The sequence below is a fragment of the Cobetia sp. 4B genome (genome assembly GCF_018831605.1).
Classification (GTDB): domain Bacteria; phylum Pseudomonadota; class Gammaproteobacteria; order Pseudomonadales; family Halomonadaceae; genus Cobetia; species Cobetia amphilecti.
Genome location: NZ_CP059843.1, coordinates 3938981 through 3960984, shown reverse-complemented (window position 1 = coordinate 3960984; position 22004 = coordinate 3938981). Strand labels below are relative to the sequence as shown.

Genomic DNA, 22004 nt, shown 5'->3' with positions numbered 1-22004 from the left:
GCCACGCCGGGAAATGGCTACAATATCGGGCTTTGCGCGCTGTCGATCTGCACATGCACCCTCGGGTGGCATGTGGCGGAGCCCGTCGCTTGCGACAGGATCGCCGCGCACCCATTCACGCATCATCGCCTCAAGACAGGACGACCATGCAAGAGATCAATCCGATCACCAACCTCATCAAGGACCTGTCCGAAAGGGCAGAAGTCCTGAGGGGGTACCTTTGACTATGCCGAAAAGCAGGATCGGCTAGAGGAAGTCACTCGCGAGCTCGAGAATCCGGATGTCTGGAATGACCCGGACTACGCGCAGAAGCTCGGCAAGGAACGTGCGTCGCTGGAGCTGGTCGTCAAGACCCTCGACGACATGAGCAACGGTCTGTCCGACTGCTCCGACCTGCTGGAAATGGCGGTCGAGGAAGAGGATGAAGGCACCGTGGACGAAGTCGTCCGCGAGCTGGACCAGCTCAAGGCCAGTCTCGAGAAGCTCGAGTTCCGCCGCATGTTCTCGGGTGAGATGGACGCCAACAACGCCTACCTCGACATCCAGGCAGGCTCCGGCGGTACCGAAGCGCAGGATTGGGGCAACATGTTGCTGCGCATGTACCTGCGCTGGGCCGAGCATCACGGTTTCAAGACCGAGATCGTCGAGGCGAGCGCCGGTGAAGTCGCCGGCATCAAGTCCGCGACCATCCACGTCGAGGGTGATTACGCCTTCGGTTGGCTGCGCACCGAGCTTGGCGTGCACCGTCTGGTCCGCAAGAGTCCCTTCGACTCCGGCGGCCGTCGTCACACCTCGTTCGCATCCGTGTTCGTGTCGCCGGAAATCGATGACAACATCGAGATCGACATCAATCCGGCCGACCTGCGCACCGATACCTATCGCTCCTCCGGTGCCGGTGGTCAGCACGTCAACACCACCGACTCCGCGGTACGTATCACCCACGTGCCGACAGGCATCGTGGCGGCCTGCCAGACCGAGCGTAGCCAGCACTCCAACCGTGACCGCGCCATGAAGATGCTGAAGGCGCGTATCTACGAAGCCGAGATGCAGAAGCGCAACGCCGCCAAGCAGGAACTCGAGGACTCCAAGTCCGATATCGGCTGGGGCAGCCAGATCCGCTCCTATGTCCTCGATGACCAGCGCATCAAGGACCTGCGGACCAGCGTCCAGTCGAGCAATTGTGACAAGGTGCTCGACGGCGACCTCGATGACTTCATCGTCGCCAGCCTCAAGATGGGGCTCTGAGCGCGAGTACCCTCGCGGCCCAGCGCCTATTCGCCTCCGCCGGTCTCGCCGGCGGAGGCCACGAATCCCCGTATCGCGGTCAGCCCTGATGGTCACAATCGTCAGGCTGATCATGATCTGTCGTGGCCCAGGCCATGACCCTTTGACACGAGACAGGCCCCTCCATGTCGACAGAGCAGACCCCCGCCATTGATGAGCAGCAGGCCGCCGAACAGGCTCAGGAAGAGAACCGCCTGATCGCCGAACGTCGCGCCAAGCTGAACGCCCGCCGCGAGCAGGCCGCCGCCGAAGGCAAGAGTGCCTTTCCGAATGATTTCCGTCGCGACAGCCTCGCCGCTGACCTGATGGAAGAGCTGGGCGAGAAGGACAAGGCCGAGCTGGAGACGCTGGACCGCAAGGCCGCCGTCGCCGGGCGTATCATGCGCAAACGTGGCCCCTTCATCGTGCTGCAGGAAGTCTCCGGCCAGATTCAGCTCTACGTCGACAAGAAGGGTCTGCCGGAAGCGCTGCTCGAGGACATCAAGAGCTGGGATATCGGTGACATCGTCGGTGCCAGTGGTCCGGTGCACAAATCCGGCAAGGGTGATCTGTACGTCATGATCGAAAGCGCCCAGCTGATGACCAAGAACCTGCGTCCGCTGCCGGACAAGTTCCACGGTCTGTCCGATCAGGAAATGCGCTATCGCCAGCGTTATGTCGACCTGATCATGAACGAGCAGTCACGCCGCACCTTCGCGCTGCGTGCCGGCATCGTCGCCTCCATCCGTCGCTTCCTCAGCGAGCGCGGCTTCATGGAAGTCGAGACGCCGATGCTGCAGCAGATTCCGGGTGGCGCGACCGCACGTCCGTTCATCACGCACCACAATGCGCTGGACATGGAAATGTACCTGCGCATCGCGCCGGAGCTGTACCTCAAGCGTCTGGTGGTGGGTGGCTTCGAGCGCGTGTTCGAGATCAACCGCAACTTCCGCAACGAAGGGCTGTCGACGCGTCACAACCCCGAGTTCACCATGCTCGAGTTCTACTGGGCCTACGCGGACTACCGTGACCTGATCGCGCTCACCGAAGACATGATCCGCACCGCGGCTCAGGAAGTGCTCGGCACCACGCAGATCACCTGTCAGGGCAGCGAGTACGACCTGAGCCAGCCGTTCATCCAGATGACCATGCGTGAGTCGATCATCAAGTACGGCGATGGCATCACCGAAGCCGACCTGGCCGATTACGACGCCGCGCGCGCCACGGCCGAGCGTCTCGGTATCCAGGTCAAGCCGATCTGGGGTCTGGGCAAGCTCGAGACCGAGATCTTCGAGGAAGTCGCCGAGCACCGTCTCGACCAGCCGACCTTCATCACCGAATATCCGGCCGAAGTCAGCCCGCTGGCGCGTCGCAACGATGCCAACCCGCACGTGACCGATCGCTTCGAGTTCTTCGTCGGTGGCCGCGAGATCGCCAATGGCTTCTCGGAGCTCAACGACGCCGAAGACCAGGCCGAACGCTTCCAGGCCCAGGTGGCCGAGAAGGACGCCGGTGATGACGAAGCCATGTTCTACGACGCCGACTACGTGCGCGCGCTGGAATACGGCATGCCGCCGACCGCCGGTGAAGGCATCGGCATCGATCGTCTGGTGATGCTGCTGACCGACAGCGCCTCCATCCGCGACGTGCTGCTGTTCCCGGCCATGCGTCCGCAGCAGGGCTGAGCCGCCAGCCGCCAGCCCCTCATGATGCGCCATCGTGACGGGCCACGCTGAGGGCACCCACAACGCCTCCGATCCCTGATCGGGGGCGTTGTGGTCTCTGCCTCACACGAATGACTGACGACGAGTGCCTCGCGGGGCATGATCGGTGCCGATGAGGCAAGGTGGCGCTTGGCTTTGTTGCCCGCGAGCGGCCATAATGGTCGGCGTCCAGTCTGCTGGCGCCCTGGCACTGCCAGGGTGACGCGCTGGACGCCTCGAGGCTCACCCGCATCGCGTGCCTGCTTTATGAGCGGCGCTGCCATCCACGGTGTGTCCTGTCTCGGAATTGTCCCTGAATGTCCTGGAGAGTGCAGAATGAAGCTGCTTAACCGTTCCGCCCTGAGCGTCAAGCCGACCCAGGCGTTTGTCGACTGGATCAACTCGCTGGAATCCGAAGGCGAGGGAGGCGAGGATCTGGCGCTGGAGGATGTCAATCAGGAGAGCACCGTCTACCTGATTCCCGAGATGGACACGCGTGAGGCGCTGGACGGCTTCGTCTCCGAGCGCTGGCTGGACGTGCTGGAAAGCGAGCTGCGCGCCTGGGAAGAAGACACCCGCCATTGGCCGGAGCCGATGGACAAGGCACTCTTCGAGCGCTTCCTGACCGTCGAGCACAGCTATCTGGCGGTCGACCTGGACGACGAGGCACCGCTGGAAGTCAGCGAAGTCGATGACGAGCTGCTGGCCGATCTGGACTGAATCTCCGGTGTGATCGCGCCGATTGGCCGATTGTCAGACGCGTGATGACCGCCGTCGCCGTACTTTCCGCAAGAGCCGCCAGCAAGCGCCGTCCGCAATGACTGTCAGTGATGGCGACAGACGCTACAATGGCCTCGGGCAAAATGCCCGAGGCCATTTGCGTTGTGGCGATCGCATCGTCACCCTCAATTTTCCGCATGTCCGTCGTGCGGCTTCCCCCTTCAAGGAGATTGCGCATGAGCATCCAGACCCAGATAGACACCAAGCTCGCGACGCTTGACCCGTTGATGGTCGAAGTCGTCAACGAGAGCCATATGCATAGCGTGCCGGCCAACTCCGAGACCCACTTCAAGGTCACGCTGGTCAGCGATCGCTTCAGCGGCCTGTCGCGGGTCAAGCGTCACCAGCAGCTGTATGCCTTGCTCAGCGAAGAGCTGGATGGCCCGGTGCATGCACTGGCACTGCACCTGTACACCGCGCAGGAGTGGGCTGCACGCGGCGGCGAGATTCCGGATTCCCCCAACTGTCTGGGCGGCGGCAAGCACTGACCATGACCCCTGAACCGCAACGCCTGCAATATCTGGACGCGATGGGACTGACCGCCTGGGTCGGTCGCTATCAGCTGCCCAATGCCTTGCCCACCCAGGCGTGTGACTGGCCCGAGCCGCAAGCGGCGGAGGCGGTCGCGCCCCAGGCGCGCCTGCACGCGCTGATCGATGAGGCGCCGCGTCCGTCTGCTGCCCACCAGACGGCGGATGCCAGCCATGGCTCCTCCGCTCAGGCTGGTGGCATGGCCGGCAGCCCGACGCCACGTCCGGCAGGACCTTCTCCGGCCTCGAGTGCGCGCGCCTTGCTGGGCATGGCGCCGGCGGCGGTCGAAGCCCCCTTTGCGGCTGCCTCGCCGGTGCCCGGCGCTGCCGAGACCAGCAGCACCGCCTCGTGGGGGACGCCGCCGACGCAGGTCTCGGCCGAGGCGCCGGCAGCAGATGAGGCAGTGACGCCGCCAGCGGCAGACAAGCCGCCACTGCGCTTCAGCGTTCAGCTGGCGGCGCTGGAAGGGCGCTGGTTGATCATGCTGCCCGGTGACGAGGCACCGCATCTGGAAGGGGAAGCCTTGCTCAAGGCGTTGTGGCGCGCCGCCGGCATCGAGGCGGCATCAGGGCTCACCTTCAGCCACTTCCGCTGGCCGCTGTTGCCCAACCTCAAGGCCAGTGCGCCACTCGAGGAAGCTCGCGAAGGGTTGCATGCCTTCCTGAGTGGCCCGGCGCGTCGTGGTTGGCAGCCGGAGCGGCTGTTGATCTTCGGCAGCGATGAGGCCAGCGAGACGCTGCGCGAGGTGCTTGGCATCTCCACCTCCGGGCGCGGCGAGGCGACCTCCAGCCTGCTGAACCTGCCGGTCTGGCAGGGGCCGGCGCTGTCGGCGCTGGCGCGCTCCAGTGAGGCCAAGCGCAAACTGTGGCCGCTGTTGATCCGCTGGGGACGCGAGTGGCAGTCGGCATCGCCGCAGACGGACGCCTCATGAGCGAGTCAGCTGCCCGGCGCCTCGAGCTGCGTGAGCTGGGCGACGATCAAGCGACCCTGACGACGCTTGAGGCCATCGAGGCCAGCCAGGCGCACGGCCTGAGCCAGTCACAGCTGATTGATGTGCTCAACGATGACGCGCGCTGCGTGCTGGGCGCCTGGTGGCAGGCCTGTGAGTCGTCGGATTGTGAATCGTTGGACGGTGAGACGTCGACTGCAGAGCTGATCGGCTTCGTGGTGTTGGCGCGCGGGCCCTTCGAGGCCGAGATCGAGGCGATCACCGTACACGCCGCGCAGCGCGGGCAGGGTGTAGGAGCACGCCTTTTGGCCGCCGCCATCGCGCAGGCGCGTGACTGGCAACGTGACTCGGGGCTTGAGCGCCTGCTGCTGGAGGTGCGCGCCAGCAATGCCGCCGCCGCAGCCCTCTATGCGAAGGCCGGCTTCACCCGGGATGGAGTGCGCAAGGGCTACTATCCGCTGGCGGACGGCGGGCGTGAAGATGCCTGGCTCATGTCGCTGCCGCTGGTGTGATCCTGGCCCTTCTGTCTTGGGCTCCGGCTATCTCCCTTGCGCTGGTGCCGATACGAAAACGCCGCCGACAGTCTCCTGTCGGCGGCGTTTTCATGAGGCCCTGTTCATGAACTCTTGTTCAAGCGCTCCTGTTCAAGAGCCATTGTTCAAGAGTGCATGTTCACGCGGCCCAGCGCGCAGGGCGCGCGGGAGCATCAGGCGCTCTGGGTTTCGCTCTCGGTCTCGCTGAAGCGTGCGACCAGTGCTTCCAGACGCTGTGCCCACTGGTCACGCTCTTCCTGCAGTTGAGCGTTGGTCTGGCGCAGCTGCTCCAGCTCTTCGCCCTGACCTGTCTTGGCTTCGGTCAGGCGCTGGTTCTCTTCCTTCAGCTCTTCGACTTCCATCTTCAGCATCTCGATGCTGTCGATGGCCTGGCCGACTTTCTGCTCAAGTTGGGTAAAGAGTTCGGTGCTCATGCTATCTCCTTGTCGAGTCACGGTCGTGGCCCGAGGGGGTTCGTTGAGGGCGGTAAAGGTATGCGGTAAATGCTGGTGCGATGAATATCGGCCATGTCGGGAATCCTTGCCGGATGGCGCAGCGATACCCGCCTGCAGGCAGACTACGACGCCGCCTGAGTCGACACAAGTGGGAAGGTAGCTCAGGCGGGCGGATGGCGCCGATACAGGCGGCCATGACTGTCGCCGGCACGGCTTTCCCGGTGCAGCTGCCAGTTGGCGGGCACCACGGGGTCGAGGCCGGATTCCACTTCCAGATAGATCATGGCGTCATCGCTCAGCCAGCCATGCGCTTCGAGCAGCGCGCAGCTCGCGGCGGCCAGCTCGAGCCGGAAGGGCGGATCGAGCAGCACCAGATCCATGCCGCCTGCAGCGGGAGTGGCCGTCTCGAGCCAGTGCAGGACATCGCCGGTCACCACCTGCGTTGGCAGGCTGTCGCCGTTGGAGAGGGTCGCGAGATTGGCCTCGAGCGCACGCGCGACGCGGCTGTCGCGCTCCACGAAGGTGACATGCGCCGCCTCACGCGACAGCGCCTCGAGGCCCAGCGCGCCGCTGCCGGCATAGAGGTCAAGCACGCGGGCGCCGCCGACATGAAAGCCCAGCCAGTTGTAGAGCGTCTCACGCACGCGGTCGGGCGTCGGGCGCAGACCCGGTGCGTCGATCACGTTGAGCAGGCGGCGCTTGAAGCGCCCGCCGATGATGCGCAGGCGGCCTGGCCCACCGGCGGCCTGGCCACGCTTGCCGCTCTGCTTGCCGTGCTGTTTGTCAGCGCGCGAGGGCGCGTTGGATTTGCCCCGTGCGGGGCCTTGGGAGGATGCGCGTTTTTTCATGCCGCGAGTCTAGCATGTGCGACGCCGGATGCCGCGCGGTGCGTACCTTCAGCCCCGAAGGGATGGTAGGATGACGCCACTTTCACGAGTTCAGGACTGTCTCGCCATGTTCGGTTTTTTCAAGCGCAAGAAACACAAGGCTCAGGAGCAGAAAGCCTCCGAGCAGCAGGCCCTCGAGCAACAGGCTCTTGAACAGACACAAGACGCCACGCCCCACGAGCAAGCCGATGCCGAGCAGGCAGCGCGGCTCGAGGCGAAGCGTCTCGAGGCCGAGAAGGTAGAGGCAGAGCGCCTTGCCGGTGAAGAGGCGGCTCTGGTCGAGGCTCAGAAGGCCGAAGAGCAGCAGGCCGAGGCTCAGAAGCTCGAAGAGCAGAAGGCCGAAGCTGAAGCCGAGCGCCGCGCCTCTGAGCAGGCGGCTGCCGATCAGGCCGCCAAGGCCGAAGCCGAGCGCATCGCGCAGGAACGCGCAGCGCAGGAGCAGGCCGCTCAGGAGCAGGCCGCCCGAGACGAAGCCGAGCGCATCGCCCAGGAGCAGGCCGCTGCAGAACGCGTCGCCGCCGAAAAGGCCGCCCGTGAAGAGGCGGAACGTCTGGCTGCCGAGCAGGCCGCCCAGGCAGAGGCCGAGCGCATCGCTGCCGAACAGGCCGCTCAGGCCCGTGCGGAAGAAGCCGCCAGTGAAGCGCGTGCCGAAGAGGCGCGTATCGCGGCTCGCGAGGAAGAAGAGCGTCAGGCCGCCGCGCAACTGGCCGCCATCGAGGCCGAAGAGCAGGCCGCGCTGGAACAGGCTCGCCAGGAAGAAGAAGCACGTGCCGCCGAGGCTGCCGCCGCTGGCGCAGACGCCGTGGTCGAGGATGACGCTGCGCGTGACACGGCCCGCGACGGACGCGAAAAGCCGCGTCGTGGCTTCTTCGCGCGCATCAAGGCCGGTCTTGGCAAGACACGCGCCAATCTTACCGAGGGCGTCGCCAGCCTGTTCCTCGGCAAGAAGCAGATCGATGATGAGCTGATGGAAGACCTCGAGACCCAGCTGCTGATGGCAGACGTGGGCATCGAGGCGACCACCGAGATCATCGACAACCTGACCGCGCGCATCTCGCGCAAGGAATTGAAGGAGCCGCAGGCGCTCTACGAAGCGCTGCAGGAAGAGCTGCGCGTGATGCTGGCACCGGTCGCCAAGGACCTGGAGCTGCCGGCCAAGGGCAGCGGTCCCTTCGTGATCCTGATGATCGGCGTCAACGGCGTCGGCAAGACCACCACCATCGGCAAGCTGGCCAAGCGCTATCAGAGCCAGGGCCGCAGCGTGATGCTGGCGGCGGGCGATACCTTCCGCGCCGCGGCGGTGGAGCAGCTCAAGGTGTGGGGCGAGCGCAACAAGGTGCCGGTCATCGCTCAGCATACCGGCGCCGACAGTGCCTCGGTCATCTATGACGCCCTGGAAGCTGCCAAGGCGCGTAACGTCGATATCCTGATCGCCGATACCGCGGGCCGCCTGCACAACAAGAGCCACCTGATGGAAGAGCTCAAGAAGGTGCAGCGCGTGATGGCCAAGCTGGATGTGTCCGCGCCCCACGAGGTGATGCTGGTGCTGGATGCCGGTACCGGCCAGAACGCGCTGTCACAGGCCTCCACCTTCCATGAAGCGGTCAACATCACGGGCCTGACGCTGACCAAGCTGGATGGGACCGCCAAGGGCGGCATCATCTTCGCGCTGGCCAAGCAGCTCAATCTGCCGATCCGCTATATCGGTGTCGGGGAAAGTGTCGATGACCTGCGTCCCTTCGCGGCTGATGACTTCGTCAGTGCCCTGTTTGCACGTGCTGGCGATGAGGCAAGCGAAGAGGCCAACGCCGAGTCACGCGAGGCATGATTGCCTTCGAGCATGTCGGCAAGCGCTATGGAGGGCGCTTCGATGCACTGGCCGGGCTCGACTTCAGGGTCGAGCGTGGCGAGATGGTCTTTCTGACAGGCCATTCCGGTGCCGGCAAGAGCTCGTTGCTCAAGCTGATCATGCTCCTCGAGCGCCCCTCGCGTGGGCGCATTCTGGTGGCGGGGCACGATATCGGGCGGCTGCATACCTCCCAGGTGCCGTATTACCGCCGCCAGATCGGCGTGGTCTTCCAGGACCACCAGCTGCTGACCGACCGCAACATCTTCCACAACGTGGCCCTGCCGCTGATGATCCAGGGGGTTCCGCCGCGTGAACAGGCACGGCGGGTGCGGGCGGCGCTCGACAAGGTCGGCCTTTTGCATCGTGAGAAGGCGCTGCCGATCGAGCTGTCCGGTGGTGAGCAGCAGCGGGTCGGCATCGCGCGCGCCGTGGTCAACAAGCCCGCGCTGCTGCTGGCCGATGAGCCGACCGGCAATCTGGACCCGGCACTGTCCGCCGATATCATGCGCCTGTTCGAGGACTTCAATCGCATCGGTACCACGGTGATGATTGCCAGTCACGACCTGGCGCTGATCGCCCGCCTGCACCATCGCACGCTGGAGCTGTCCGATGGTCGTCTGATCGCCGACAAGGATGCCCGATGAGTCCCCCGCGTTCCCGCAACGAGTCTCCCTCTACTTCACGCGAGCGTGGCCAGCCCCGCGCCGAGACGCGTACCCGCAAGGCTGCCGTGCAGGCACCTGAATCACCGGAGGCCGCCGAGCGTGCGGCGCGCAAGGGCGCGCGCTCCAGTCGTGTCTCGGTCGAGAGCCGCTATCGCAGCTGGCTGCGTCATCACGCTGCCATGGCGCGCGACAGCGCACGCCGCCTGCTGGTCGCGCCCATCGCCAGCCTGCTGACCATGCTGGCCATCGCCATCGCACTGACGTTGCCGGCGGCGCTGTGGCTGGCACTGGACAGCGCACGCCTGCTCGACAATGAACTCAATGACAGCGCTCAGCTCACCCTCTATCTCGAGACCTCGGTCGACGAGAGCCAGGCGCTGACGCTGTCGGACTCGCTGCGCGATGCCGCCGGTGTCGGGGGAGTGCGCCTGATCACCGCCGCCGAGGGCATGCAGGAATTCGCCCAGGCGCTGGACCTCAAGCGCTCGCTGAGTCTGCTGGATGACAACCCCCTGCCGGCCAGCATCGTCATCACGCCGCTGGACACCACGCCGGAGTCCGTCCGCGCCCTGGCCACGCGCCTCGAGGGCGAGCCGGGTGTCGCCAGCGCACGTCTGGATCTGGCCTGGCTCGAGCGTCTGCGCCAATTGGGTGAGCTGGGTCAGAAAGTGACACTGGGACTCGCGTTACTCTTCGGGCTGGGCGTGTTGCTGGTGGTGGGCAATACCATCCGCCTGTCCGTGGAGAGTCGCCGCCAAGAGATCGAGGTCGTGACGCTGATCGGGGCGACCCACGCCTTCGTACGGCGTCCCTTCCTCTACAGCGGCGCCTGGTACGGTCTGGGAGGAGGGCTGCTGGCCTGCGGAATCCTGGCGCTTGGCGGCAACTGGCTAGCGGCACCCGTGACGGCCCTTGTACAAAGCTATGGCGGCAACTATGTGTTGCCCGCGCTGGGCGTTGCAGGGGGTGCCACGCTGCTGTTTTCGAGTACAATATTGGGCTGGATAGGGGCCTGGATCGCGGTCGGACGTCATCTGGCGAGTATTTCTCCGCGCTGATTCCGATTATTTTTCGCGGTTTTCAGCCAGTGTTTCTGCCCAGGAAGGTCAAAAGTTACGTTCCGACAACATTCCTGTCGGGCGTCAGTGAAGGGGGCTGGTGGGTGGTTAAACGCACCACACACCCGACAGCGTTACGAAGTGCTACTCGTCATGACAATTGTACACGCCATGTACAGCTATTGACGGGAACCTGTCCCACCCTTCACAGTCTCACTACTTGCATGCGTGTTAGGCAACCATGGAGACATCTGCACTATGAGCACCAGTCTTCAGCCACTTGGCCACCTGTCACCGGGTCAAGATCTAAACGGCTATATTCAGTCGGTGAACCGTATCGCTGTGCTTACTGCCGAAGAAGAGCATGAGCTGGCCCTGCGGTTGCATGAAGAGAATCATCTGGAGTCGGCCCGTCGACTCGTCATGTCACACCTGCGCTTCGTCGTGCATATCGCGCGCAGCTACAGCGGCTATGGCTTGCAGCAGGCGGACCTGATCCAGGAAGGTAATGTCGGCCTGATGAAGGCGGTCAAGCGTTTCGACCCGCATCAGGGCGTACGCCTCGTCTCCTTTGCCGTGCATTGGATCAAGGCCGAGATTCACGAGTTCGTGCTGCGTAACTGGCGCATCGTGAAGGTCGCGACCACCAAGGCTCAGCGCAAGCTGTTCTTCAACCTGCGTGGCGCCAAGAAGCGTCTTGCCTGGTTGAACAACGATGAAGTGGATGCCATCGCGGGCGATCTGGACGTCAAACCTGCCGTGGTGCGTGAGATGGAAAGCCGTCTCTCCGCCCACGATGCAGGCTTCGACGCCGGCCCCAGCGATGACGAGAGCTCTGCCTATCAGGCGCCGGCCAACTATCTGGAAGATCACAGCCTCGATCCGGCTGCCCAGGTGGAACAGCAGGACTTGGAAGACGACTCCCACGGTCGTCTGCTCAAGGCGCTGGCGGCACTGGATGAGCGCTCACGCGACATCCTCCAGCAGCGCTGGCTGAGTGACAACAAGTCGACTCTGCACGAGCTTGCCGACATCTATGGCGTCTCTGCCGAGCGTATCCGTCAGCTCGAGAAGAACGCGATGAAGAAGCTGCGTGAATCGATGGGTGACATGAGCGAAGGCTTCGCTGCCTGAGCATGATGACCCCATGACATGAGCCCGCGATTTTCAGGCTCGCTGTCACGTGAAAATGCCCCGCCGGGAAACCCGGCGGGGCATTTTCGTTGAGGGAGAGTGGATCCCGAGGAATCCGTCGTTATTGGTTGAACACTGCAACACAATGTTTCATTCTGTCACACTAAGACATGAAACATTTCTACTGGTGACCCCGTGGACCCGACCTCCTCGCACGTCAATGGCACACATTCGCTGTGGCGAATCTTTGGGCTCAATGCAGCCTTGATGGTGGTATTGGGTGGCCTGTTTCTGGCCAGCCAATGGTTTGATGTGCGTGAACAGGAAATGCGTCGCCTGGAGCTGCTGGATACCCAGCTGCATATCTCCACCGAGCAGCTGATCGCCAATGTCTCGCGCGAGATGATGGTGCTGGAGCGCGTGTTGAGCAGCGAAGGCAAGGAGCTGTGGCGTGGCTCGCTGGATAGCGCGCTGGGCCGTCATCCCTCTCTGGTCTCGCTGATGGTGGTGCCGTTTGCCGATTACCGCGGCAGCAGCCTGCGTCAGATCGGCGTGGGGCGCAGTTGCAGCTGGCAGCTGACCCAGCCGGAAGCCCAGGCGCTGCCCGGGCGCAGCAGCCTGCTGTTCGGCTCCGCACTGCCGCTGGCATCCGGTCAGCCGGGCTTGCCGTTCTACCGTCACATGGATATCGAAGGCATGTCCTGGCTGCTGATCGGCTGCCTGGACTTCTCCGAGGCACGCAGCCTGCTGGCCAACCCGAATTCCGATGATGGGCAGCGCCTGCGCCTGTTCTCCACCAACGGTCTGCTGCTGTTCTCGAGCCCTCAGGAGCATGCGCTGGGCGTGACCGGCAAGCTGCCGCTGTCCTCGATGGCCAACATGGGCAAGTACATCTCCGAGCGTGGTGTGCGTCGCTATCATGTGCCGGGCTTCGACGGCCGGCCGCGCATGGCGGCGGGCAGCTATATCGCACCGCTCAAGCTGTTCAGCGTCGTGAGTCAGCCACTCTCCAGCCTGTGGTGGCTGTGGTGGAATCGTATCTGGTTCGGCATGCTGCTCGGCGGCATCTTTCTGGTCGTGCTGGTGGTCGTGGTGGCGCGTGCCGAGCGCAAGCGCGCTGAGCGCCACGATGAGCTGGAGGGCGCACTCGAGTCGATGACGGCGCGCTCTCGCACCCTGGTGACGCTGATGGATAACCTGCCGGGCGTGGTGTATCGCATCGAGGTCAACACTGGAGTGCTGACCTTCATCAGCAACGGCTCGGCCGAGCTGTTCGGCCGCTCGGCCGAATCACTGGTCGGCGCCGGCATCACCCTGACCGAGCTGATCCATCAGGAAGACCGCCAGTCCGTCAGCGCCGCCCGCCACTGGGCGATGTGCGCGCAGATGCGCCATGAGCAGGTCTTCCGCATCATCGCCGACCATGAGCGCTGGGTGTTGGACCGCAGCGTGATGATCGAGGGCGAAGATGGCGTGCGCTACTGGGAAGGCCTGCTGCTCGACATCAGTGCGCACAAGGAATCCGAGCGTCAGCTCGATTTCCTGGCGCGTCATGACGCCCTGACGGGGCTCTATAACCGCAAGGCCTTCATGGCGGCGGCCGACGAGCGCGTCGCGGCGGGTGGCTTGATGATCTACGCCGATATCGACCGTTTCTCGACCGTCAACGATGGCCTGGGCCATGAAGCCGGTGACCAGCTGCTGGTCGCGGTCGGCGAGCGTCTGCGTCGTCTGCTGCCGCCGGGCGGTCTGGTAGCGCGTCTGGGGGCCGATGAGTTCGGCCTCTATCTGCCGCATGGCAACGATGATCCGGCGCAGGTAGTGGAGGAGATCCAGCAGAAGGTCGAGCGTCCCTTCACGATTCTGGGTCGCCCGCTGATCATCAGTCTGACGGCAGGCTATGTGCTGTCCGAGACCAATGGCGATGCCCAGGCGCTGATGCTGAATGCCGATGTGGCGCTCTATCACGCCAAGTCGCGCGGCGATCATGCGCTGCGCTGGGAGTCGTCGCTGGACAAGCATGTCGCGTCGCGCATGACGCTGGAGCAGGACCTGCGTCAGGCCATCGGCAGCGAGCAGCTCTATCTGCATTACCAGCCGCAGCTGGATAGTCATGGTGAGCTGCAGGGTGTCGAGGCATTGCTGCGCTGGCAGCATCCGGAGCTGGGCATGATCTCGCCGGCCCAGTTCATTCCGCTGGCCGAAGAGACCGGCTTGATCTTCCGCCTCGGACGGTTCGTGCTCGAGGAAGCCTGTGCCCAGATGGTGCGCTGGCAGGACGTCGGCCTTCACATGCCGCGCATGGCGGTCAATCTGTCGGCGCGCCAGCTGACCTCGGGCTACGAGAACGAAGTCTTCGGCGTGCTGGAAAGCCAGAAGCTGTCGCCGACGCGGCTGGAAGTCGAGGTGACCGAGACGCTGCTGATCCAGGACATGGAAGGGGGGCTTGCCGTGCTCGGCGCGCTGCGCGAGCTGGGCGTGCGTGTGGCGCTGGATGACTTCGGGCAGGGCTATTCGTCGCTGTCCTATCTGTCATCCCTGCCGCTGGATGTGCTCAAGGTCGACCGCAGCTTCGTGATGAAGATGGATGCGGTCGCCGGCTCTGACGGCGGTATCCGCTGTCCCAATCAGCAGGCCATCCAGCTGGTCGGTGCCGTGATCAGCCTGGGGCACTCGCTGGGCCATGAGATCGTCGCCGAGGGAGTCGAGACGGACGTGCAGTTCGAGGAGCTCAAGCGACTGGGCTGCGACACCTATCAGGGCTACCTGCTGGCGCGGCCTATGTCTGCCGAGGCCATACTGGAGCGCTTCAGCGTCAACGCCTGAGGCGCCGTCCGTGCAGTCCGACTCCACCCCACCCCACCCCACCCCACCCGGTGGTGACATGAGAAGGCCTGACCCACAAAAAACGCCCCGCCTGCAATGACTGCAGGCGGGGCGTTCTTTTTGGTGCGGCTCACGCGCGCGAGGCAAGACCCTCAGACGGCAATGCGCTCCTGACTGCTCAGCAGCAGGTCGCGGCTCAGCAGCTGCCACTGGTCTTCCCAGTGCTCGGTCGGGCGCTTGCGATAGTCGCTGCGCACGTACTGGCCGATACGACCTTCCGCGCACGCCAGCAGCAGGTTGGCCGCTGCCGTGACGGTGATGGCCGGTCGCAGTCCTTCGCGAGGCTCGGCTTCGCGCAGCACCTGCTTGATCTGCGTCTCGAGACGCTCGAACAGCTGCGCCATGCGCGTGCGCAGGCGTGCCGTCTCGCCGGTGAGAGCATCACCATTGAGGAGGCGACATAGCCCCGGGTTCTTCTCGGCAAAGCCCAGCAGCAGGCTCAGGATGTGATGCACCCTGGCATGCGCAGTGTCGTTGTCCTGAATGATCAGCGCGATACGCTCGAACAGCGTGCTCTCGATGAATTCGATCAGTCCTTCGAACATGCGTGCCTTGCTGGGGAAGTGACGATAGAGCGCCGCCTCCGAGACACCGACCTGTCGTGCCAGTGCTGCAGTCGTGATGCGTTTGCCGCTGTCCTCTTCCAGCATCAGAGCGAGTGCCTGGAGGATCTGTTCGCGACGTGATTGTTTTGGATTCGCCTGCGTCATGGAATCTTGTCGTTTATCGCGGCCTGCAGCAGTGTGCTACGGGCGGGTCCGTGTCCTGAGGCATGTCGCTTGCCTCGCGCGAAACACCGGGGCCGAGCCCCGGCTTGTCACCTTACGCCTTGTCAGTGTCCGCTTCCGCGTTGCTGATCAACGTGCCGACCCCGGCATTGGTGAAGATTTCCAGCAGGGTCGCATGTGGCACGCGGCCATCGATGATGTGAGCACTGCGCACGCCTTGCTTCACGGCGTCCAGTGCACAGCTGATCTTGGGCAGCATGCCACCGTAGATGGTGCCATCCTCGATCAGGCTATCCACCGCCTCGGTGGTCAGGCCGGTCATGACTTCGCCTTGTGCGTTCATCAGGCCAGCCACGTTGGTCAGCAGCATCAATTTCTCCGCGCCCAGTGCCTCGGCGACCTTGCCGGCGACCAGGTCAGCATTGATATTGTAGCTGCGACCCTCGGCATCGACCCCGATGGGGGCGATGACGGGAATGAAATCGTTGCGTGTCAGCAGTTCGATCAGGTCCGTGGAGACATGCTCGACTTCACCGACATGACCAATGTCGATGATTTCAGAGGCATTCATGCCCGGCGTCTGGCCGCTGACCTTGAGCTGGCGGGCGCGAATCTGGCCGCTGTCCTTGCCGGTCAGGCCGATGGCCTTGCCGCCACTCTGGTTGATCAGGTTGACGATGCCCTTGTTGACCAGGCCGCCCAGCACCATCTCGACCACGTCCATGGTCTCGGAATCCGTGACGCGCATGCCATCGACGAAGCGCGATTCGATGTTCAGCTTCTCGAGCAGCGCGCCGATCTGCGGGCCGCCGCCATGCACGACCACCGGATTGATGCCGACTTCCTTCATCAACACCATGTCGCGAGCGAAGGAGTCGATCAAGGCTTCTTCGGTCATGGCGTTGCCGCCGTACTTGACCACCACGGTCTTGCCCGAGAACTGCTGGATATAGGGCAGGGCTTCGGACAGGACCTCGACCACCTGATGCGGGTCGCGGTTGGCGTGGCTCATCAGCGTATCACTCCACAGAAAATGGTCCGGAAAAGGAGTCCGGACACTGTCACTCGAAACGGTCTTTCAGCGCGCGCGGTGCGCGCTGTCATGCAAATCGGTTGCTTCAGGCACCTGATGCGCCCGGATGAGCAGCTGCAGTGCCTGGCAAGGCGAGGGCGGCGATCAAGCGGCAGACCGCCGCCCCCGTTGCGGCTCATGCCATCCTGTCGATGGCGAGCGAGTGCGGGATCAGAACGGTGCCTGGATGCTCGGCTCGGCCTGCTTCAGCGCGGCGCGGAAGCTGTCCTTGATACGCTCCAGTGCGGCTTCCGACTTGCCTTCGAAGCGCAGCACCAGCATCGGCGTGGTGTTGGAGGCACGGCACAGGCCCCAGCCATCGGCGTAGTCGACACGAATGCCGTCCAGCGTGGTCTTGACGCCGTCGCTGCCGAAGTCGCCTTCACTGGCCAGTCGCTCGACGATAGCGAACTTGTTCTCGTCGGTCACTTCCACATTGATCTCGGGGGTGCCGAGGTCCTGCGGGAAGCGGGCGAAGAAGGTGTCGGCATCGACATCCTGCTTGGCGAGGATTTCCAGCAGGCGCGCAGCGCCGTAGATGCCGTCATCGAAGCCGAACCAGCGCTCCTTGAAGAAGATGTGGCCGCTCATCTCGCCGGCCAGTGCCGCGCCGGTTTCCTTCATGCGTGCCTTGATCAGCGAGTGGCCGGTGCGCCACATTTCCGGCGTGCCGCCGGCTTTCTCGATCACGGTCGCCAGATTGCCGGTGCACTTGACGTCGAAGATGATGCGCGCGCCCGGCACGCGTTCGATCAGGTCTTCCGACAGCGCCATCATCAGGCGGTCCGGGTAGAGGATCTCGCCCTTGGGCGTCACGACGCCGAGGCGGTCGCCGTCACCATCGAAGGCCAGACCGATGTCCGCGCCGGTTTCCTGCATGGTCTTGATCAGGTCCTGCAGGTTTTCCGGCTTGCCTGGATCCGGGTGGTGGTTCGGGAAGTTGCCGTCGATCTCGTCGAACAGCGGCACGGTGTCGACGCCCAGGCGACGGATCAGCTCCGGGCCCAGCTCGCCGGCCACGCCGTTGCCGCAATCGACCACGGCCTTGAGCGGACGCTTGACGACCACATCACCGGTGATCTGCTCCAGATAGCGCTCACGCACGTCCTCTTCACGCAGGCTGCCTTCGCCTTGCGCCAGATCGCCTTCCTGCAGGCGACGATAGAGGTCGGTGATGGTGTCACCGGACAGGGTCTCGCCGGCCAGCACGATCTTCAGACCGTTGTAGTTGGCCGGGTTGTGGCTGCCGGTCAGCATCACGCCGGAGCGGGTGCCTTCCAGGATATTGGTGGCGTAGTAGAGCACCGGTGTCGGCACCATGCCGATGTCGACGACATCACGGCCGGCATCGCGCAGGCCCGCGATCAGCGCCTTGGACAGGCGCGGGCCGGAGAGACGGCCGTCACGCGCGACCACGACGGTGGATTCACCGCGTGCCGCGGCTTCGCTGCCGATGGATTGGCCGATGGCGCGCACGCCGTCTTCGGTGAGGGTCTCATCCACGATGCCACGGATATCGTAGGCGCGGAAAATTGAAGCGGGTACCTGACTCATGGTGCATCCCTGTCGGTTGAATCAATCGTGAAGTCGCTTGAGGCGTCATGCGTCTCGAACGCTATCGCTGCATGACGATCAGTGTGGAAATCTGCATGGCTTCCTTGTGACCGGAAGCCCGGCAGCCGGCGCGAGCCTGCCGCTCGGCTGCCCTCTGGCATGACGGGTCAATCAGTGGCGACCGGAGTGGCCGAAGCCGCCTTCACCGCGCTGGCTGGCCTCGAATTCAGAGACTTCCACCAGCTCCGCCTGTACCACTGGCACTAGCACGTACTGTGCCAGACGCTCGCCGGGTTCCAGCACGAACTCGCTGTTGCCGCGGTTCCAGACCGAGATCATCAGTTCGCCCTGGTAGTCGGAGTCGATCAGGCCGACCAGATTGCCCAGCACGATGCCGTGTTTGTGCCCCAGACCGGAGCGCGGCAGGATCATGCCGGCCAGTGCGGGGTCGGCGATATGGATCGCCAACCCGGTGCGCACCAGCTCACAGGCGCCCGGCGCCAGGGTCAGCGGCGCGTCGAGCAGTGCGCGCAGGTCCATGCCGGCGCTGCCGGGAGTGGCGTGATGCGGCAGCGGGTAATCGCGAACGCGCTCGTCGAGAATCTTGAGTTCGAGCCGGGGGCGGGTCATCTAAGGTGCTTCCTGATCGTCGGTGACAGTCGGTGTAACGGTCTGGATGGCAGGGTCGAGGCTGACCCTGTGCTGATGGAGTGCCAGGGCGCGCTTCAGAATCGCGCGCGCCAGTTCCGTCTTGGGACAGGCCGCGATGGCCTGTTCGTGTTGCGTGTTCGTGTTCTGATCGAGCGGCTGCCACAGCAGGGTGGCGGCATTGCTGTCGCTGCCGAAGCCAAGGCCCGGCGTGCTCACATCATTGGCGACGATCATGTCGAGCTGTTTACGCGCAAGCTTGTCACGCGCATAGCGGAGCACATCGCGGGTCTCGGCGGCGAAGCCGATCACCAGTGGTGCCCGCTGACCGGCGGCGCGGCGTGCCTGCGTCTGGGCGGCGATGCCGGCGATGATATCCGGATTGCGGATCAGCGTGACCTGCATCTGCTCCTCGCCCGACTGCTTCTTGAGCTTGTGGTCGGCGACCGTGGCCGGGCGGAAGTCGGCGACTGCCGCGCAGCCGATGAAGAGGTCGCTCTCGCTGGCGGCTGCCTCGGCGGCGGCCTGCATATCCAGCGCGGATTCAACATCGATACGCTCGACGCCAGTCGGCGTCGCCAGCGCCACCGGGCCACTGATCAGGCGTACGCTGGCACCCAGCGCCGCGGCCTCGGCGGCCAGCGCATAGCCCATCTTGCCGGAGCTGTGATTGCTCAGATAGCGCACCGGGTCCAGTGGCTCGCGGGTCGGGCCGGCGGTGATGGTCACCGTCAGGCCTGTGGCCGGCAATGACATCTCATTGCTCTGGAGGCTGGGGTCACTCTGGCTCATGAGGTCGCTCTGGCTCATGAGGTCGCTCAGTGCCGCGACGATCTCCTCCGGCTCCAGCATGCGGCCCGCGCCCACGTCGCCACAGGCCTGTTCGCCGCTGGCCGGGCCGAGCAGCGTCCAGCCATCAGTAGTGAGCTGGCGGGCATTGCGCTGGGTGGCGGGGTGCGCCCACATGGCCTGATTCATCGCCGGGGCCATCACCCAGCGCGCGCTGTTGGCCAGGCACAGGGTAGTGAGCAGATCATCGGCATGCCCATGCACCAGGCGGGCCATCAGATCGGCAGTGGCAGGCGCGATCAGGATGACCTCCGCCCAGCGTGCCAGCTCGATATGCCCCATGCCGGCCTCGGCCTCGGGGTCCAGCAGGGAGGTGTGCACCGGATTGCCCGACAACGCCTGCAAGGTCAGCGGTGTAATGAAGGCTTGAGCCCCTTCGGTCATGGCGATGCGCACTTCACAGCCCGCCTTTTTCAACAGGCGAGTGATCAGAGCGGCCTTGTAGGCCGCGATGCCGCCACTGATGCCCAGCAGAATGCGCCGTCCGGCGAGTGAATGCATGGTGTGTCCTGCGTCCCTGATGCGTCGATTGCTACGCTCGCGCGTTTGCCCTCTACCATATCACCGTGATGCAACCTTGCGTAGCGCCGCTGGCCCGCGACGCCGAGTGTCGCCATGGTCCCTGCGAGCGCTCGCTTCATGGGGCGGGAGCTGTCATCAGGTGGCATGCAGGGGCCAGACGCAGGCCCTCGGGGCGACAAGCGTTGATGCTCACAATGGCGAAAGAGGCGGCATCTGACCACGCTTCTCATGCTTTGGACTGTCAGCCATTCGGGGCGACAGGCGATGGGAGAAGAGTGCATGGGGATTCGAGAGTGGCCGGTCGGGGAGCGTCCGCGCGAGAAGCTGTTGTCGTCAGGGGCAGGGGCCTTGTCAGATGCCGAGCTGCTGGCCATCTTTCTGCGCGTAGGCATAAAAGGACGCTCGGCGGTGGATCTGGCGCGCGACCTGCTGAACACCTTCGGCGGTCTCAGGCCATTGCTGGAGGCGACCCAGCAGGACTTCTGCGCCGCGCGCGGACTGGGTGACGCCAAGTATGTGCAGCTGCAGGCCTCGCTTGAGCTGTCGCGTCGCCATCTGGAGAGCCTGCTGATGCGCGGGGCCGCCCTGACGTCGCCCCTGCTGGTGCGGCGCTATCTGTCCTCGCATCTGCGCGACCTGCCGCATGAGGTGTTCGCCGCGCTGTTTCTCGACAGCCAGCATCGCGTCATCCGCTTCGAGACACTCTTCACCGGCACGCTGGATGCCGCCGCCGTCTACCCGCGCGAGGTGGTCAAGCGGGCGCTGGCGCTCAATGCCGGCGCCCTGATTCTGGCCCACAACCATCCCTCCGGCGTCGCGGAGCCCAGCGAGGCCGACCGACGCATCACGCAGCGCCTGGAAGAGGCGCTGGGGCTTTTCGATATTCGCGTGCTGGATCACTTCGTGGTCGGAGACGGCGAGGTGGTCTCGTTTGCCGAGCGTGGCTGGCTCTAGTTGGGGCGTCGAGGAGGCTGAGCCGCTGAGTGCTCGATGACGGTACAGCCCCCGCCAGATGCGGTCGCCGCTGGCGTGAGAAATGCGCAGGGATTGCAAACCAGGGCACTGGTTGTGGTAATGTTGCGCCTCCCGTATCACCCACCACAGAATTCGCGACCACTCTGGCCGACATTGGCTGAGTGAAGCGTTTGGCTGAGAAGCGTCTGTACCGATGTGACACGTCGGGCATGGGCGTGCTGGCGAAAAAAATCCGTATAGGACGTGCTTTCACGTTCCTCTTCGGGTAAAATGCTGCGCCTGCACGTTCCAGCACCCGAAAGCTTGTCTTCCGGAACGGACGTAAACACTTTGAAATCAGGGCATGAGGCGGCGCCTGCCACTTCCGGTTTGCCCGACAGGTTTTGAACAACTTAGCCAACGCAGCGGTTGGAGGCTCCAATGTCCAAAGTATGTCAGGTTACCGGCAAGCGCCCGGTGACTGGTAACAATGTTTCTCACTCCCAGCGCAAGACTCGTCGCCGGTTCCTGCCGAACCTGCACACCCACCGTTTCTGGGTTGAATCCCAGCAGCGCTTCGTCAAGCTGCGCGTCTCTACCAAGGGCATGCGCATCATCGACAAGAAGGGTATCGACGAAGTCCTCAAGGACCTCACTGCACGTGGCGAGCGCTTCTAAACACTAGAAGACAGCCCCTGTAGCAATGGCAACCGAGCCGAGGGCAGTGCTCTCAATCGTTCGGTGAATGCGACTGTGGAAGGAAACTGAAAATGCGTGACAAGATCAAGTTGGTGTCAAGTGCCGGTACTGGCCACTTCTACACCACCGACAAGAACAAGCGTAACACTCCGGACAAGCTTGAATTCAAGAAGTACGATCCGGTCGTTCGCAAGCACGTGATGTACAAGGAAGCCAAGATCAAGTGATCTTGTCTCCCGCCAGCGTGCTGTCGGAACCCTCGAAAACCCGGTCCTGACCGGGTTT

The 22004-nt window shown here is 64.1% G+C and carries 21 protein-coding genes; 14 read left to right on the top strand and 7 right to left on the bottom strand.

Annotation, left to right across the window (positions count from 1 at the left end; genetic code table 11):
* Window positions 1–146 precede the first annotated feature (146 nt).
* The 6 genes from prfB (at window position 147) to H2O77_RS16185 (ending at window position 5738) form a co-directional block, all read left to right on the top strand.
* Window positions 147–1245 (top strand): peptide chain release factor 2 gene (gene prfB / locus H2O77_RS16210; RefSeq protein WP_107335890.1). Its coding sequence is split into 2 segments (ribosomal slippage): window positions 147–221 and window positions 223–1245, totalling 1098 coding nucleotides; the frame shifts between segments, so codons are not numbered across the junction.
* Between the two features lie 164 nt (window positions 1246–1409).
* Window positions 1410–2948, top strand: a complete 1539-nt coding sequence (lysS, locus tag H2O77_RS16205; RefSeq protein ID WP_043336301.1) for a lysine--tRNA ligase — start codon at window positions 1410–1412, stop codon at window positions 2946–2948.
* A gap of 354 nt (window positions 2949–3302) precedes the next feature.
* Entirely contained in the window at window positions 3303–3686 is a 384-nt protein-coding gene (locus H2O77_RS16200; protein WP_043336300.1) for a hypothetical protein, read from the top strand.
* A 236-nt stretch (window positions 3687–3922) separates the two neighbouring features.
* The gene (locus H2O77_RS16195; RefSeq protein ID WP_043336297.1) at window positions 3923–4234 is read left to right on the top strand and encodes a BolA/IbaG family iron-sulfur metabolism protein; all 312 of its coding nucleotides are present in this window, start codon (window positions 3923–3925) and stop codon (window positions 4232–4234) included.
* Window positions 4235–4236: 2 nt separating this feature from the next.
* The gene (locus H2O77_RS16190) at window positions 4237–5208 is read left to right on the top strand and encodes a hypothetical protein (RefSeq protein WP_215823545.1); all 972 of its coding nucleotides are present in this window, start codon (window positions 4237–4239) and stop codon (window positions 5206–5208) included.
* Entirely contained in the window at window positions 5205–5738 is a 534-nt protein-coding gene (locus H2O77_RS16185) for a GNAT family N-acetyltransferase (protein WP_215823544.1), read from the top strand. The genes H2O77_RS16190 and H2O77_RS16185 overlap by 4 nt, the downstream gene beginning before the upstream one ends.
* 194 nt (window positions 5739–5932) lie before the next feature.
* Here the strand turns inward: H2O77_RS16185 and H2O77_RS16180 are convergent, their stop codons facing one another.
* Both H2O77_RS16180 and rsmD read right to left on the bottom strand, forming a co-directional pair.
* Window positions 5933–6193, bottom strand: a complete 261-nt coding sequence (locus H2O77_RS16180) for a cell division protein ZapB (RefSeq protein WP_054556544.1) — start codon at window positions 6191–6193, stop codon at window positions 5933–5935.
* A gap of 182 nt (window positions 6194–6375) precedes the next feature.
* The gene (gene rsmD / locus H2O77_RS16175) at window positions 6376–7062 is read right to left on the bottom strand and encodes a 16S rRNA (guanine(966)-N(2))-methyltransferase RsmD (protein ID WP_215823543.1); all 687 of its coding nucleotides are present in this window, start codon (window positions 7060–7062) and stop codon (window positions 6376–6378) included.
* Between the two features lie 106 nt (window positions 7063–7168).
* Between rsmD and ftsY the strand changes: the two genes are divergently transcribed.
* From ftsY to H2O77_RS16150, 5 genes are all read left to right on the top strand, one after another.
* Window positions 7169–8929 carry a signal recognition particle-docking protein FtsY gene (gene ftsY, locus H2O77_RS16170; RefSeq protein WP_240548642.1) on the top strand — a complete coding sequence of 587 codons (1761 nt, stop codon included), beginning with the start codon at window positions 7169–7171 and terminating at the stop codon, window positions 8927–8929.
* Window positions 8926–9594 (top strand): cell division ATP-binding protein FtsE, encoded by a 669-nt coding sequence (ftsE, locus tag H2O77_RS16165; RefSeq protein WP_043336289.1) that lies wholly within the window; start codon window positions 8926–8928, stop codon window positions 9592–9594. The genes ftsY and ftsE overlap by 4 nt, the downstream gene beginning before the upstream one ends.
* The gene (gene ftsX / locus H2O77_RS16160; protein WP_215823542.1) at window positions 9591–10673 is read left to right on the top strand and encodes a permease-like cell division protein FtsX; all 1083 of its coding nucleotides are present in this window, start codon (window positions 9591–9593) and stop codon (window positions 10671–10673) included. The genes ftsE and ftsX overlap by 4 nt, the downstream gene beginning before the upstream one ends.
* Window positions 10674–10931: 258 nt before the next feature.
* Window positions 10932–11807: an RNA polymerase sigma factor RpoH gene (gene rpoH, locus H2O77_RS16155; protein ID WP_043336284.1), complete on the top strand. Its 876-nt coding sequence runs from the start codon at window positions 10932–10934 to the stop codon at window positions 11805–11807.
* Between the two features lie 195 nt (window positions 11808–12002).
* Window positions 12003–14633, top strand: a complete 2631-nt coding sequence (locus H2O77_RS16150) for a GGDEF domain-containing phosphodiesterase (protein ID WP_215823541.1) — start codon at window positions 12003–12005, stop codon at window positions 14631–14633.
* A gap of 152 nt (window positions 14634–14785) precedes the next feature.
* On the opposite strand, the gene slmA is transcribed toward H2O77_RS16150, so the two are convergent.
* From slmA to coaBC, 5 genes are all read right to left on the bottom strand, one after another.
* Window positions 14786–15403 (bottom strand): nucleoid occlusion factor SlmA, encoded by a 618-nt coding sequence (slmA, locus tag H2O77_RS16145; protein WP_043336281.1) that lies wholly within the window; start codon window positions 15401–15403, stop codon window positions 14786–14788.
* A gap of 112 nt (window positions 15404–15515) precedes the next feature.
* Complete coding sequence (gene argB, locus H2O77_RS16140; protein WP_215823540.1) at window positions 15516–16433, bottom strand: acetylglutamate kinase; 918 nt, start codon at window positions 16431–16433, stop codon at window positions 15516–15518.
* 231 nt (window positions 16434–16664) lie between these two features.
* Entirely contained in the window at window positions 16665–18047 is a 1383-nt protein-coding gene (locus tag H2O77_RS16135; RefSeq protein WP_054556539.1) for a phosphomannomutase/phosphoglucomutase, read from the bottom strand.
* Between the two features lie 171 nt (window positions 18048–18218).
* A complete protein-coding gene (gene dut / locus H2O77_RS16130; protein ID WP_107335897.1) occupies window positions 18219–18677 on the bottom strand; it encodes a dUTP diphosphatase in 459 nt (152 codons plus the stop codon).
* Window positions 18678–20045, bottom strand: coding sequence for a bifunctional phosphopantothenoylcysteine decarboxylase/phosphopantothenate--cysteine ligase CoaBC (gene coaBC / locus H2O77_RS16125; RefSeq protein ID WP_215823539.1), 1368 nt, complete (start codon window positions 20043–20045; stop codon window positions 18678–18680).
* A 300-nt stretch (window positions 20046–20345) separates the two neighbouring features.
* Between coaBC and radC the strand changes: the two genes are divergently transcribed.
* From radC to rpmG, 3 genes are all read left to right on the top strand, one after another.
* Window positions 20346–21020, top strand: a complete 675-nt coding sequence (gene radC, locus H2O77_RS16120; protein ID WP_043336272.1) for a DNA repair protein RadC — start codon at window positions 20346–20348, stop codon at window positions 21018–21020.
* Between the two features lie 441 nt (window positions 21021–21461).
* Window positions 21462–21698, top strand: a complete 237-nt coding sequence (gene rpmB / locus H2O77_RS16115) for a 50S ribosomal protein L28 (protein ID WP_043336270.1) — start codon at window positions 21462–21464, stop codon at window positions 21696–21698.
* Window positions 21699–21790: 92 nt separating this feature from the next.
* Window positions 21791–21946 carry a 50S ribosomal protein L33 gene (gene rpmG, locus H2O77_RS16110; protein ID WP_016417370.1) on the top strand — a complete coding sequence of 52 codons (156 nt, stop codon included), beginning with the start codon at window positions 21791–21793 and terminating at the stop codon, window positions 21944–21946.
* Window positions 21947–22004 lie beyond the last annotated feature (58 nt).